The organism is Rothia sp. HMSC068E02, from assembly GCF_001813565.1.
Taxonomy (GTDB): domain Bacteria; phylum Actinomycetota; class Actinomycetes; order Actinomycetales; family Micrococcaceae; genus Rothia.
In genome coordinates, this window is the sequence record NZ_KV812882.1 from 418697 (window position 1) to 433006 (window position 14310).

10 protein-coding genes are annotated in these 14310 nt (G+C 59.9%); 9 read left to right on the forward strand and 1 reads right to left on the reverse strand.

Annotation, left to right across the window (positions count from 1 at the left end; genetic code table 11):
• Window positions 1-20 precede the first annotated feature (20 nt).
• Complete coding sequence (locus HMPREF2919_RS03425) at window positions 21-4511, reverse strand: FtsK/SpoIIIE domain-containing protein (RefSeq protein WP_246824043.1); 4491 nt, start codon at window positions 4509-4511, stop codon at window positions 21-23.
• A gap of 619 nt (window positions 4512-5130) precedes the next feature.
• On the opposite strand from HMPREF2919_RS03425, the gene glf reads away from it, so the two are divergent.
• From glf to HMPREF2919_RS03470, 9 genes are all read left to right on the forward strand, one after another.
• The gene (gene glf / locus HMPREF2919_RS03430) at window positions 5131-6318 is read left to right on the forward strand and encodes a UDP-galactopyranose mutase (RefSeq protein WP_005508581.1); all 1188 of its coding nucleotides are present in this window, start codon (window positions 5131-5133) and stop codon (window positions 6316-6318) included.
• 2 nt (window positions 6319-6320) lie between these two features.
• A complete protein-coding gene (locus HMPREF2919_RS03435) occupies window positions 6321-8327 on the forward strand; it encodes a glycosyltransferase (protein WP_049356541.1) in 2007 nt (668 codons plus the stop codon).
• The gene (locus HMPREF2919_RS03440; protein WP_012903227.1) at window positions 8324-9205 is read left to right on the forward strand and encodes an ABC transporter permease; all 882 of its coding nucleotides are present in this window, start codon (window positions 8324-8326) and stop codon (window positions 9203-9205) included. The genes HMPREF2919_RS03435 and HMPREF2919_RS03440 overlap by 4 nt, the downstream gene beginning before the upstream one ends.
• Window positions 9206-9209: 4 nt before the next feature.
• Entirely contained in the window at window positions 9210-9983 is a 774-nt protein-coding gene (locus tag HMPREF2919_RS03445) for an ABC transporter ATP-binding protein (RefSeq protein ID WP_044150294.1), read from the forward strand.
• A 453-nt stretch (window positions 9984-10436) separates the two neighbouring features.
• Window positions 10437-11699 (forward strand): TadA family conjugal transfer-associated ATPase, encoded by a 1263-nt coding sequence (locus HMPREF2919_RS03450; protein ID WP_070642731.1) that lies wholly within the window; start codon window positions 10437-10439, stop codon window positions 11697-11699.
• Window positions 11699-12553 carry a type II secretion system F family protein gene (locus tag HMPREF2919_RS03455; RefSeq protein WP_044150297.1) on the forward strand — a complete coding sequence of 285 codons (855 nt, stop codon included), beginning with the start codon at window positions 11699-11701 and terminating at the stop codon, window positions 12551-12553. The genes HMPREF2919_RS03450 and HMPREF2919_RS03455 overlap by 1 nt, the downstream gene beginning before the upstream one ends.
• Entirely contained in the window at window positions 12550-13482 is a 933-nt protein-coding gene (locus HMPREF2919_RS03460; protein WP_070599444.1) for a type II secretion system F family protein, read from the forward strand. Before HMPREF2919_RS03455 ends, HMPREF2919_RS03460 begins: the two co-directional genes overlap by 4 nt.
• A 108-nt stretch (window positions 13483-13590) precedes the next feature.
• Window positions 13591-13818: a hypothetical protein gene (locus tag HMPREF2919_RS03465; RefSeq protein ID WP_005505403.1), complete on the forward strand. Its 228-nt coding sequence runs from the start codon at window positions 13591-13593 to the stop codon at window positions 13816-13818.
• The gene (locus tag HMPREF2919_RS03470; protein ID WP_049349496.1) at window positions 13818-14273 is read left to right on the forward strand and encodes a TadE family protein; all 456 of its coding nucleotides are present in this window, start codon (window positions 13818-13820) and stop codon (window positions 14271-14273) included. Before HMPREF2919_RS03465 ends, HMPREF2919_RS03470 begins: the two co-directional genes overlap by 1 nt.
• The last annotated feature ends 37 nt before the right edge of the window (window positions 14274-14310 follow it).

Sequence of the window (14310 nt, forward strand, 5' to 3'; positions counted from 1 at the left end):
CAGCTCTAGACCGCTCAACTTTAGACCCCGGCCGGCACCTTCTGCACGGCTGCTGCAGCCTGTGCTGCCGTGGTCAGCGCCAGGGGAACCTGCGCCGCGCACACGGAGGCGCCATCCACCACTACAAGACGGCCGGCGGGCTGCTCACCCTGCGTGAATCGATCCAGAGGTAGCGCGGTCACCGTGCACATGTCGGCATCCGCCAGGGATGCGGGTGCGAGCAGAAGCGCACGCGAGCATCCCATGAGCGCAGCCAGCAGGGGTGAGGAGGCACGCCTCGGCCAGGGCGTGTAGGCGACCAGCATGGCGCGGAACTCACCGCGACGCTCCAGAAGTAGCTGCTGAACGGCGGGCTGCAGGTACTGCAAATCATCAATGAGCACGAGCGTGCGCGCGGGGTTTGTCACCGAGTCCAGGAGCGCACGGGTACGCTCCACGCTCGGCGGCTCACCTGTAGCACCGCCAGACCCCTCAAAGACGAGGGTATCCAGCTGCGGGTTGAGCTGAGCAATGCTTTCCAACAGGGTGCTTTTACCCGCCGACCGGGAACCCTGCACGGGAATTACAGCGCCAGCCGGGGCGCTCAACCATACCGGCATCTGCCGGCGGTCAAATGCGACGAGAAGCTTAGAGCCCTGCGGATTGCACGCGGCATGGGCGGCGGTCACGTACTCGGCCGAGGGCATGCGATAGTACTCGGGGAACTGCCTCAGAAGAGTGCCGGGGCGAGTGCTCGACCCGTTAGAAGCGCTCGCGGTGTTACCCCGCAGAACCTGAACCAGCTCCTGGAAACCCGCAACGCAGGGCGAAAGAATCGACGCGCTCAGCGGCTGATCACCGATGAGCTCCTCATTGATGGCACCTTCCACGCAGTAGTGGCTCTGCGCCGGGGTCGGGTAGTCCTTGCTCGTTGAACGCATCAGGTCGGCGTCCAGGAAGCGGCGGCTCAACAGCGTGGAATGCGCCGCAGCGGCGAAACGACCGCGCGGGTTCAACGCGGAGGTGAACACCACCGAATAGCCGCGACGGCACCCCTGCGAGAGTAGATCGTAGAGCAGGTTCTCCGTATCGGGTTGGCGGACCAGCGCCTCCAGCCAACTGTCCAGACCGTCCACGACAATGAGCGGGCGGGCGGAAGCCTCGGTGCCCCACAGGTTCGGGACGCGCAGCTCCTCCAGGCAGAAACGCAGATGCGAAAGCTCCTGCGCACCCACGAGCGTCTCAAAGGCACCGGCGTAGGGTTCCAGGTCGCGGTAGAGTGCACCGTCAGAGGTCAGCAGAACAACCGGCGTGCGGGCGGCGAATGCCTGAGCTAAAAGACCGTAAAGCATCGGGGCACGTTCGGCGCTCTGAGCCAGCAGTGCCAGCGCCTGCTGACCCGACCAGCTGATCGGGCGGCGCACGCCGTAGCGGGCAATCTCCAACTCACCCAGTAGGTACCCTGCGGAAGCGGTGCCAGAATTGGCGGGTTCCTGAGAATCTACAACCTGAGAGGTAGCCGCCGGATCAATGCCGTACGCTACCAGTTCGCTCACCGGCGCCTGCACCACTGGCAGCGGGGTGTTCTCGGGAAGCTCCGGCGGAATCGGGCAGTATTCATCCTCAACTGCCGCATTCTTCCGAAGACCCCTCGGCGCGTACTCGCGTTCATAGAGCGCACGAATCTGCTGCGCCGAACGAATCAGCAGCTCATCCTCATTCCCGCCAGCCTTCTGAACAACAGAAGTAGCAGTCAGCTCACGCCAGCCACCCTCCTCAAGACCCAGCACCTGCACCGGACGGGCATCGCTACTCGACGGGACCGCATCCACCAGCGGGGCGCGGAACGGCAGGGAACGACCATCCGGCAGACGCGCATACCCGGCCCCCGGATGCGCCGCCGAAATATACGCCGCAGACTCATGCTCCAGCAGGTTATAGGAATCCTGCGCGCTCGCCACACGCAAGCAAATGCTCGTGGCAATATTGGCGCGAATATCCTGCGAAATAGCACCCTGCGGACGTTGAGTCGCCAACACCAGGTGCAGACCCAGCGAGCGACCAATCGTGGCAATGCGCATCAGCTCAGCCATAGCGTCCGGCATGGAATCGATGAGCATGCGGAACTCGTCCACCACGATCAGCAGCTCGGGATAGCGCGGAGTGGTACCCGCCGCCTGGCAGGACGCCAGGTAGTCGCGGTAGGAGTTCACGCCGAGCGCCTGCAGATCCACCTCGCGGCGGTGAATATCTGCGCGCAAAAATTCGAGGGCACGCTCCACCGCGGACACATCAAAATTGCTCAACACGCTGAGCGCATGCGGTAGCTGAGCCAGAGGACCCAAACCAGCCGAGCCCTTGAAGTCCACCAGAATCAGGCCGAGGCGCTCGGGCGGGTAACGTAGCGCAGCGCTGAGCACCAGCGAACGCAACAGCTGCGATTTGCCGGCACCAGTCGTGCCACCGAGCAGCCAGTGTGGGCCGTGCTCAGACAGACCAATATTCAGCGAGCCACCCGAAGAAACACCCAGGTAGCAGCGAATATCGGAGGCGTAACGCTGAGCGGACCAGCGTTGCAGAACGGACTCCACCGCCATGTCATCGGTGCGATTCTTCTGCCGCGCGCTCTGCGCCTGCAGGGAAGAGAATAGATGCGCCGACTGGTGCACCTGAGCCTCACTAAGCGCGCCCTGCTCCTGCTCGCACCCGGCGCAGTACAGGTTCTCAAGAGCGGCACAGAATGCCTCAACGCTGAGCCCGTCGGCGTGCTGGCACAGACCCTCACATGCCAGCGGGTGCACCTGGTAGACACCCTCGGTGGGCTGCACCGGCGGCGCCGCGTAACCCTGTGTACGGTAACGGATGCTCTGACGGTGGCTACCCTCACTTGCACACTCAACCCAGGCGGCACCAAAAAGCGCACCGGGTGCATGGGCGGAACTATCACCCTCAGCACTGCCCAGCACGCAGAGCGCCGGGGCGTTCATCTTCTGCTCACGCGGGGAGGCGAACGCGCGGGACGGCGAAGACTCCGCGACCGCCCCAGAGTTCAGCGCGGTCAGCAGGGGAGCGTAGATAGCGCTCGCCTGCAGGGGCATGAGAATCAGCGGCGGAACAGATGCGGAAAGCTCCGACTGCAAGCTACTCTGCAGGGCCTGCAGATACTTCTCATGCTGCACGCCCGGCAGGCAATGCACGCTCACGCCCGGCACCACAGCCAGAGTCTGCAAGAGACTATTGGTGCGCTGCTGATCAGCGCTTTCAGCACCCGCCAGCAGAACGTGCACCGCACCCGGATAGCCCGCCACCAGCTGCACCAGGTAGGCGCGCAGATGTGCCTCCTCCAACTTAAGGTAGTGACCGAGAACCGGGGTGGGCAGCGGTAGATAGTGGGGTGCATCCTGCTTCTCCAGAGCGCCCAGCGGGAGGTTGCGGCCGCGCAGGTAGGGATGGCGGGGACCGCACCCGAGCACAATAGCCGGGTAGGCGGCATCATGCAGGGCAGAGGGGCCCGAAATCGCCAGGTCGCCCGCGGTCGGCAGGGCGAGGGCACGTTCCTTTTCTTGCAACGCCGCCTGATGAGTTTGCTGCGATGCGGCACGGTTCTCAGCCCGACCGCCAAAGAAATGCAGAAGCATCAGCAGCGAAGACGCCGCAGACATTAGCAGAAGGAACCACATGCCGGTCACCAGCGCAATAATCAGACCCACCACAATCGGCAGACACACGCTCAACAGAATCTGCTTGAGCTTACGCGGCGCGGGAGGGTTCACCACCACCGGTTCAAAGGGGTTACCGGCGTCGCCCAGAGGAGCGAGCATCTGCGCGGGCTCGCCAGAGGTCATGGCAGGCGTGCTCGCCTTCGTGGCGGTGCATTCGCCGTCGGCGCTGGGGGAGGTGAGCATGCAGAGTGAGGAACCGAGGCAGAAAGGCTCGTCCCAGCGCAGGATGCGCGGCTCGGCGCCCTGCACCTTCTTACCGCCCTGTGCTTTTATACTGCCCTGTGCGTTCTCGCTGCCCTCGCTCGCGGCGGGGCGTTTTTCAATCCAGCGGATGCCGGAGCTATCGGCGTAGAAGTTGCCGTGCACCGGCTTGAGGAAGGGGTCTTGCAGGTGAATGTGGTGCGGCTGTTCTCCTCCACGGGCAGGTAGTGCCCCCCTGCCGAGGCTGGTGCGACCGCGGCTGATGGGGAAGGTTGCGCCCGCGTCGGGGCCGCGCAGAATGTGCAGGAGGCTGACGGCGGGCGCGCCCGGAGTTTGAGATTCGTTCGGAATGCGGCTGTTTGGCGCAATCGAGGCTCCGGCGGGATCCTTATCGTGCGCGGGGCGTAGCTGGAACGTAGTCTCCTGTGCCTGAGCGTGCGCGCCGGCGGCAGGGTGTTGCAGGGCGTGGTTGAGCGCCTGCTCTAGAGCCTGCCGGTGTGCGCTACCGGGGCGCAGCTGTATTCCGGTGGGTGCCGCCTCGCCGTCGAGTCGGAGTACGCGGGGGTAGGGGAGGGCGGTGTTGTGGTGGTCGAGAAAGAAGAGAGTCATACCCTCAGAAAACATTAAAAAGCATTAAGGCTCAATAAATTGTCTGTATATAAACTAAAGTGTTCGTATTTTTTGAATTTTTTGCTCTATTTTTCGAAAAATTGTGGATAAACCACCTCAATCACCTCTCGCATACACCGGTGCGCATCCCCAAAAGTGCTGATGGGGGTACTTCTTTGTAGCGTGTGAGAGCCATGAAACGCCCCCTCGAACCACCCTCTGTGCCTACAGCTCTAGGTGGTGGCTAATTACCGCCGCAACTAGGACAGGGTGAATATTTACCCGTAAATAAAATTCCTTCACCATGAGTAGACCGTAAAAATCCGCAGAAGAAAGAACTGTCTCAGACCCGCTTGACCTCGGGGTTCGCGAAGAATATTCACACAGAGAAAGAGTGTGCGAACAATAGTCCAAAAGCCCCTAAAAGCACGTCATAAGTATGCGTAGTGCTTGATAAACAGGTATCTTAGATTATGACTATATCCATCACGGGAGGGGCTTTTTGTACCCACCCGTGCGGATTGCGGCGCGACTGAGAACCCTCGGATGTGTCCAATCTGGTAGGTGAATACCGCCCTCGCAGAAGCGGCGGTGCGCCGTGATAATACAGGAGAAAACATTGACCGCTGACCTCGTAGTAGTCGGTTCGGGCCTCTTTGGTCTGACCATCGCAGAACAGGCTGCCACTGAGCTGGGCCTGAAGGTTGCCCTGCTGGACCGCCGTTCCCACATCGGTGGTAACGCATACAGCGAGAAGGAGAAGCAGACCGGTATTGAGGTGCACCGCTACGGTGCGCACCTGTTCCACACCTCCAACGAGCGTGTCTGGGAGTACGTGAACCGTTTTACCGAGTTCACCAACTACGTACACCGCGTGTACACCCGCCACAACGGCATCGTCTACCCCATGCCGATTAACCTGGGTACCATCAACCAGTTCTTCAACGCAGCTTACTCTCCCGCAGAGGCAAAGGCGCTCATCGCTGAGCAGGCTGGCGAGCTGGCTGGTACCGACCCGCAGAACCTGAACGATAAGGGTATCTCCCTGATTGGTCGCCCCCTGTACGAGGCGTTCATCAAGCACTACACCGCTAAGCAGTGGCAGACCCCGCCGGAAGAGCTGCCCGCATCTATCATTTCCCGCCTGCCGGTTCGCTACAACTACGACAACCGCTACTTCAACGACAAGTACGAGGGTCTGCCCGTTGACGGCTACGCAGCATGGCTGGAGCGTATGGCGGCGCACCCGAACATTGAGGTGCACCTGAACACTGACTTCTTCGAGCCCGGTCACCAGTACTCTCGCGAAAACGTCCTGGGTCAGATTCCCGTGGTCTACACCGGCCCGGTTGACCGCTACTTCGACTACGCTGAGGGCGACCTGTCCTGGCGTACCATCGACCTGGAAGAAGAAGTCCTGCCGATTGAGGACTTCCAGGGTTGCTCCGTGATGAACTACCCCGATGCTGATGTTCCCTTCACCCGCATCCACGAGTTCCGTCACTTCCACCCCGAGCGTGACTACACCAAGGACGCAACCGTCATCATGCGCGAGTACTCTCGCTTCGCGAACAAGGGCGACGAGCCGTACTACCCGGTCAACACCTCCGTGGACCGTGAGAAGCTGCTGGCGTACCGCGACCTGGCTAAGGGCGAGAACAACGTGCTGTTCGGTGGCCGCCTGGGTACCTACAAGTACCTGGATATGCACATGGCTATCGGTGCTGCACTGTCCATGTTCGATAACAAGATCCGCCCGCACTTCGCTAACGGTGCGAAGATCGAGTCCGGTGGTGTTGACGCATAACCATGGCTGATAAGACTTTGAAGAACCTGCAGCGGGTTATTTTCCCGAGTGCGGTTGAGACTGACGTCGTGCCCCTGTACGTGGATGCGAGTGTCGCAACCGGCGTTCAGTTGCCCACCCGTATTGACGGCGACGCTTCCACCTCCATTGCGGAGGCGATGAACACCTCCGGTCAGTCTGTATCGAACGCTAGCGCGAACCGTGATGCCGCTAACAGCCTGAACAGCCGCCGCTCCATCACCGTGAACGCGGGCCAGAGCCTGTCTTTCGGTACGTACTTCAACGCGTTCCCCGCCTCGTACTGGCGCCGCTGGACTGACCTGCAGAAGGTCGTGCTGAGCGTTCAGACTCGCGGCGAGGGCATGGTCATTGTGTACAAGTCCAATGGCCGTGGCGTGATTCAGCGCGTGGATGCGAAGCTGCTCTCCGGCGAGGAAACCAACACCTTCACGCTGCCCCTGGCACCGTTCGGTGACGGCGGCTGGTACTGGTTCGACCTGGCAGGCACCACCGACCTTGAGCTGGTTGAGGCGAACTGGCTGGGCGACATTGAGCCCCGCGCAGACGTGAAGGCTGGTCAGGCGACCGTGCAGATTACCACCATGAACAAGGTGGAGTACTGCATCAATAACATTCGTGCTCTGGGTGAGAGCCCCGAGATTTTCGATGCTGTGCACGAGTTCCTGATTGTGGACCAGGGTACCCAGAAGGTGCAGGACCACGAGGACTTCGAAGAGGTCGTCAAGCCCCTCTCCGGTAAGTTCCGCATTATCAACCAGGGCAACCTGGGTGGTTCCGGTGGCTTCTCGCGCGGCATGTTCGAGGCTGTCAACAACGGTTCCGATTACGTGCTGCTGCTCGATGACGACGTTATCGTTGAGCCCGAGTCGATTCTGCGTATGGTGACCTTCGCGAACTACTGCAAGGAACCCACCATCGTGGGTGCGCACATGTTCGACATGTTCGACCGTTCGGTTCTGCACGCGTTCGGTGAGGTTGTTGACCCGTGGCGTAACTTCTACGCTAAGCCGCACGATGACATGGCGATGGGCCACAACCTGGGTCACCACAACCTGCGTAACACCCCGTGGCTGCACCGCCGCGTGGACGTGGACTACAACGGCTGGTGGATGTGCCTCATCCCGACCACCGTCATCAAGGAAATCGGTCTGTCCCTGCCTCTGTTCCTGAAGTGGGATGACGCTGAGTACGGTCTGCGCGCTAAGGCCGCGGGCTTCGCTACCGTGTCCTTCCCCGGTGCGGGCGTGTGGCACGTGTCCTGGACCGATAAGGATGACTCCGTCGGCTGGCAGGCGTACTACCACGAGCGCAACCGCCTCATTACGGCGCTGCTGCACTCGCCCTTCGATAAGGGTGGCCGCGTGCTGCTGGAGTCCCTGTTCTTGGACGTCAAGCACACCCTGTCCATGCAGTACTACACCGAGGCTGGCCGCCTGATGGCGCTGGAGGATCTGCTCTCCGGCCCCGAGCACCTGCACCCCTCGCTCTCGCAGCGTCTGCCGGTGATTCGTGCGATGGCTAAGGAGTACCCGGAGTCTCAGGTGAAGCCGAACGTGGATGATTTCCCGGCTATCCAGACGAAGAAGCCTCCGTTCCGTGGCCGCCGCGCCTTTGCGTCCCCCGGTTACAAGAAGCTTGCTTCCTGGACCGCGAAGACTGTTGCTCGTCAGCTGCTCAAGCCGGTGAGTGAAGAGGCGAAGGCTCACCCGCAGATTCAGCTGAACTACGGTGAGACCAACTGGTGGACCCTGTCGAAGTTCGATTCGGCTCTGGCGACTAACGCTGAGGGTACCGGTCTGTTCTGGTACCGCCGCGATCCCGAGCAGCTCAAGTCGAAGCTGGCTCAGGCCGCTAAGCTGCACGTTCAGCTGGTGACCGGTTGGGATAAGCTGCGTGAGCAGTACCGTTCGAAGGCTGCTGAGGTTGCCTCCTACGATGCGTGGGCTAAGACCTTCGCTGAGCATACGGATTCTGAGCTGACCCGATGAACGATCTGAAGTCTGTTCCCCTGAAGGCGCCCGGCCGTGGGCGCGGCATCCTGGATGCGGTGAAGAACCGCTACCTGCTTCGACTGCTGGTCGATAAGGAAATCCAGGTCCGCTACCGCGGCTCGGTGCTGGGCATTTTGTGGTCGTACATTAAGCCGGGTGTGCAGTTCCTGGTGTTCTACATTGCCATGGGTATGTTCCTTGGCTTGGAACGCGGTATGCACAACTATGCGGTGTACCTGTTCTCGGGCATGATTGCCATTAACTTCTTCTCGGAGGGTTTTGGTAATGGTGCTCGCGCCATGGTGGTTAACAGCGCGCTGATTCGTAAGATTTACCTGCCGCGTGAGCTGTTCTCGCTGTCGACGGTGTGGGTGGCTCTGGTGCATTTTGTGCCTCAGATTGCTGTGATGCTGCTGGCCTGCTTCTTGGTGGGTTGGTCCCCGACCTTCCTGGCGTTTGGGTCGATTCTGGCGGGCATGCTGATTGTGATGATGCTGTCCTATGGTCTGGGTTTGATTTTCGGTGTGGCGAACGTGTTCTTCCGCGATTCGGAGAACATTGTGGACATGCTGCTGATGGTGGCTACCTGGTTCTCGCCGGTGCTGTACTCCTGGACCATGGTGCGTGACACTCTCTATCCGTGGGTGTTCAACGTGTTCATGCTTAATCCGCTGACCGTTGCGGTGGAGCTGTTCCACTATGGCTTCTGGCATCCGACGCTCCGTCCTGAGGATTTGGCGCTTCCTGCTTCGCAGGTGGTTCCGCATCTTTTCAGCTTCTGGACTCCGATTGCCCTTGGTATTTCTCTGCTGACCGTTTTGATTGGTGATTTGCTCTTCCGTAAGTTTGAGGGCAACTTCGCCCAGGAGCTCTGATTCTGTGGATATTAAGAAGCTTGAGTTCCCGCCGGTGAGCCCGGACGCTCCCGTGGTGATTCACGTGGAGAATTTGGTGAAGCGCTTCGTTCTGCGCCACACCCGTTCGATGAAGGAAGCTTTTGTGTGGCTGATTAAGGGCCGCAAGGGTGATCTTTCGGAGAAGTTCAATGCGCTCAACGGCGTGAGCCTGGACATTCGTCAGGGTGAGCGTGTGGCTCTTCTGGGTCTGAACGGCTCGGGTAAGTCCACGCTGCTGAAGATGATTTCTGGCGTGATGCGCGCCGATGAGGGTGAGGTTCTCACTCGCGGCAATATTGCGGGTCTGATTGAGGTGGGCGCTGGTTTCCACCCGGATCTGACTGGCCGCGATAACGTGTACCTCAACGGCGCGATCTTGGGTATGTCCAAGGAGGAGATTGAGGCTTCCTTCGATTCGATTGTGGATTTCGCTGAGATTCACGACTTTATCGATACCGAGGTGAAGTTCTACTCTTCGGGTATGTACCTGCGTCTGGCGTTCTCGGTTGCGGTTCATACGAACCCGGATATCTTCCTGGTGGATGAGATTCTTGCGGTGGGCGATGAGCCGTTCCAGAAGAAGTGTATTGCGAAGATTCAGGAGCTGTGCTCTGCCGGTAAGACTCTTGCCGTGGTGAGCCATGACCTGGATTTGGTTTCTAAGATTTGTGACCGCGGCGTGGTGCTGGAGCACGGTAACCTGCGTTTTGACGGTCCGATTAAGGAAGCTGTGAAGGTGATTCGCGGCGGTGACTAATCGCTAGATGATTGCTTGTGATGGGGCGTGTATTCCCGATGGGGGAGTGCGCGCCCCTTTACTGTGCCCGAATTTTGCTGTACCCGAATGTTGTTGCTTTGGGATAGGGGCGTGATGCTGCAAGATGGCCGCTGCGGGGTTTTAAGACGAAATATTACGCGTGCACCGAGTGCAATATAGCGGTGAATAATAGTAAGCGGTTCGAGGGGTGTACCTGCAACTGTTCTGCAAGTCACAGCTGACTAGGCGTTTTGGATTTTGATGCACGTTAGGTAACGATATGCGCAATTCCATGCATCAAAAATGCTCAAATACTATACTCGTAAATATTAAGGGGCGTTTTATTACATTTTGATAAATTTGATGCGCTGAGGGTAGGGTGATGGTGGCATTGATGTATCAATGCTTCACCGTATTCCACACAACCACACCACACAGCATCGGATCACTTCAATGGAGAACACCGTACTGGATACCCGGGCGGAGCATCTAACCCTGCTCGAGGAGAATATCCGTGAGGCAATGCGTCACCGCAGCCTGGACCCGCACGAGGACCAGCGCGCCGTTCGCGGGCTCATTGACGAGCACCTGAACGATTACGAACAGCGCCGCACCCGCATCTCCCTGCCCGATTTGGGCGACCGCGAATCCGTGATTCAGCGCCTGCACGATGAAATCTGCGGCTTCGGCGTGATCCAGCCGTTCCTCGATGATGAGAGCGTTGAAGAAATCTGGATCAACTCGCCCGACGAAATCTTTATCGCCCGCAACGGCGAAAGCGAATTGACCGGCCTGCACCTGAGCGCCGAGGCGATCAATAGCCTGCTGGAGCGCATGCTCAAGCCTTCGGGTCGCCGTGTGGATCTTTCCTCCCCGTTTGTTGATGCATCCCTGCCGGATGGATCCCGCTTGCACGCGGTGATTCCGGATATTACCCGCAGGCACACGAGCATCAACATCCGTAAGTTCGTGGTGCGTGCCCGCCGCCTGCCCGATCTGGTGCGCATGAACTCGCTGAGTGCTGGCGCGGCGTCCCTGCTGCATGCGGCAGTGGAGAGCGGCATGAACATCCTCGTTTCGGGTGCGACTCAGGCGGGTAAGACTACGATGCTGAACTGTCTGTCGGCATCTATTCCGCCGCGTGAGCGCGTGATTACGTGCGAAGAAATCTTTGAGCTCGCGGTTCCGCTCCGCGATGTGGTGGGTCTGCAGTGTCGCCAGCCGAACCTTGAGGGCACCGGCGCGATTGAGTTGCGCCGCCTGGTCAAGGAGGCTCTGCGTATGCGCCCGGACCGCATCCTCATTGGTGAGGTGCGCGAGGCGGAATCCCTGGACATGCTCATTGCGCTCAACGCGGGTCTGCCTGGCATGTGCACGATTCACGCGAACTCGGCACGTGACGCGGTGACCAAGATTTGTACCCTGCCGCTGCTGGCAGGCGAGAATATCTCCTCGGCGTTCGTGGTGCCGACCGTGGCGTCCTGCTTTGACATTGTGGTGCATTGCGGCCGCGATTCGCGCGGTCAGCGCCAGGTCGAAGAGATCAGCATGCTGGGCGGCCGCGTTGAGGACGGCGTGATTGAGATGTCCCCGCTGTTTGTGCGCCGTGACGGTCAGATGGTGTGCGTGGCGTTGGAGCTGCCGAACCCGGACCGTTGGATTCGTGCCGGTCACCGCCCCGAGCAGGTGCTGGCTGCGGCGAAGGCGGGTCAGTAATGCCCCTGTTTCTGAGCCTGATTTTGGGGTTGGGCGTCTGTCTGATTTACCTTTCCTGCTTTCCTGATAACGGCAAGCCGCCGAAGCCGAGTAATGACCCGGCGCTGGTTGTGGCGTTGCGTAAGGCGGGTATGCATTCGCTGACTCCTCGCACGTTCATGTGGGTGAGCGTTGCCAGCGGCGTGACTGCCTCGGTGTTGTTGCTGATGGTCACTCAGCTGCTACCGTTGGGTCTGCTGGGCCTGATTGGTGGTTTTGTGGCGCCTCGTGTGGTCGTGAATCATCGTGCTCGCGCGGCGGATGCCCGTATTTGGCAGTTGTGGCCGGATGCGGTGGACCACCTGCGTTCGGCGATTCGTGCGGGCCTGTCCCTGCCGGAGGCGCTGATTCAGCTTTCATACCGCGGCCCGGAAGAGTTGCGTGATGCCTTTGCCCATTTTTCGCGTGATTACCGTGCGTCGGGTGAGTTTGTGCCGTCGCTGAACCGTTTGAAGGAGTACCTTTCTGACCCTGTGGCGGACACCATCATTGAGGCTTTGAAGATTGCCCGCGAGGTGGGCGGTTCGGACCTGGGCAAGCTGCTGGGCACGCTCAGCGATTTTCTGCGCGATAATGCCCGCACCCGCTCGGAGCTTCTGGCCCGCCAATCCTGGACAGTGAATGCGGCTCGCCTCTCCTGCGTGGCGCCCTGGTTTGTGCTGTGTCTGATGGCGACTCAGCCTGCCGCGCGCATGGTTTATAACTCCTTTGCCGGTGCGATGCTGATGATTGCCGGTGCCGCTATTTCTTTGGCGGCGTACCGTCTGATGCTGCGTATTGGTGAGTTGCCGCGTGAACGGAGGGTTTTCGGATGAATCTGCCTCTGATTTTTAGTCTGCTGCTGGCGGCCGGTGTGGGTCTGATTCTCTCATCGGTGCTGAATACTCGCAGTATTTCGTTCTCTGATCGTGTGGCGTCGCAGCTGCGCGGTGAGACTCTACGTGAGTCGCTTTTGAAGGAGCAGGAGCGCCGCGAGCCGAGCCTGTTGGAGGCGATTTCGGCGTTCTGTGCGCCGCTTCTGCGTTCGTTGTCTTCGTCTCTGAGCGGCTCGTCGCTGAGCGATAGTTCGGTGCAGGAGCGTCTGCGTCGTGCTGGCTCTTCGCAGAGTGTGAGTGCGTTTCGTGCTGAGCAGCTGCTGTGGGCTCTTGCCGGTGTGACCGTCATGAGTGCCTTGACCGTCATTGGAGTGGTGCAGGAGCGTTTCTCTATCCTGGTGGCTCTTGTGCTGGTGCTGGTGAGCGGTTTGAGTGGCTTTCTGGCGCGTGACTGGTGGCTGGGTGAGGCGGTGACTAAGCGTGAGAAGCAGCTGGTTGCTGAGTTCCCGGCGCTGGCGGAGATGATGGCGCTGTCGGTGACGGCGGGCGAGTCGGCTCTGGCGGCTTTGGAGCGTATCTGTTTGACTTCTCGCGGCGAGTTGGCTCGTGAGTTTTCTGAGATTTTGGCGCAGACCCGCACCGGTGTTTCGTTGCTGAGCGCACTGCAGGAGTTTGCGGAGCGTACTCGCGTTCCGGCGTTGAGCCGCTTCGTTGAGGGTATTGCTGTTGCGATTGAGCGCGGTACCCCTCTGGCTGATGTGTTGCGTGCGCAGGCTCAGGATGTGCGCGATAACGCTAAGCGTGAGCTGATGGAAACAGCCGGTAAGAAGGAGATTGCGATGCTCGCCCCGGTGGTGTTTTTCATCCTGCCGCTGACCGTAATTTTTGCGGTCTTCCCGGGCCTGTCGCTCATGCGTTTGAACTTTTAGATTTTGCGGCGGGTACACACCGTACCGGCTGCACCGCGGTGGGCGGGGCTGATTGCCCGGTGTGCCGCACCAACCACACACTACACCCTTTGATAGAAGGAGAAAATCATGTTCCGTCGTTTCCGCACCACCCTCACCGTGCTGATTGCCCTGGCTATCGCATCCGTGCTGGCTCTGCGCCTGAAGAACAAGCAGGATGACCCCGAGCGCGGCGACGTGCCCGGCTGGGTCATGATCACCATGATGAGCGCCGTGCTGGTTGCCGCTATCTTGGCGATTGCTCAGCCCGCTCTGACCAAGATGTTCAACGACGCAATTGCTCTGGTTCACCAGTAATGCGTAAGCCCCGCATCGCTTCTGAGCTGACTGCCGCTGAGCTATCCTCCGCGGAATATTCTGCGGAGGAGAGCGAGCGCGGTGACGCCAGCACGGAATTCGTCATGGTCGGTGCGCTGCTGGTGTTGCTGACCATGGCGATTCTGCAGGTTTCTTTCGCCCTGTATGCACGAACCATGTTGGTGGATGCTGCGGCGGCTGGGGCACGTTACGGTACGATGCGTGACCGCACTCCGCAGGAGGGCATGGAGCGTACCCGTCAGATGATTGAGGGGGTTCTTCCGTCTTCGTATGCTGAGAATATTTCGTACCGTCAGAGTAGTGATTCTACGGGCGTGCGCACTTTGGAGGTGACGGTGAAGTCTCCGTTACCGGTGCTGGGCCCGTGGGGTTTTCCGGATTCTATTGAGGTGAAGGGGCATGCGATTTATGCGGAGCATCGTTCCGGTGATTAGTGGCTTTTCGCTTCGGCAGCGGGTGAAGGAACGCCTG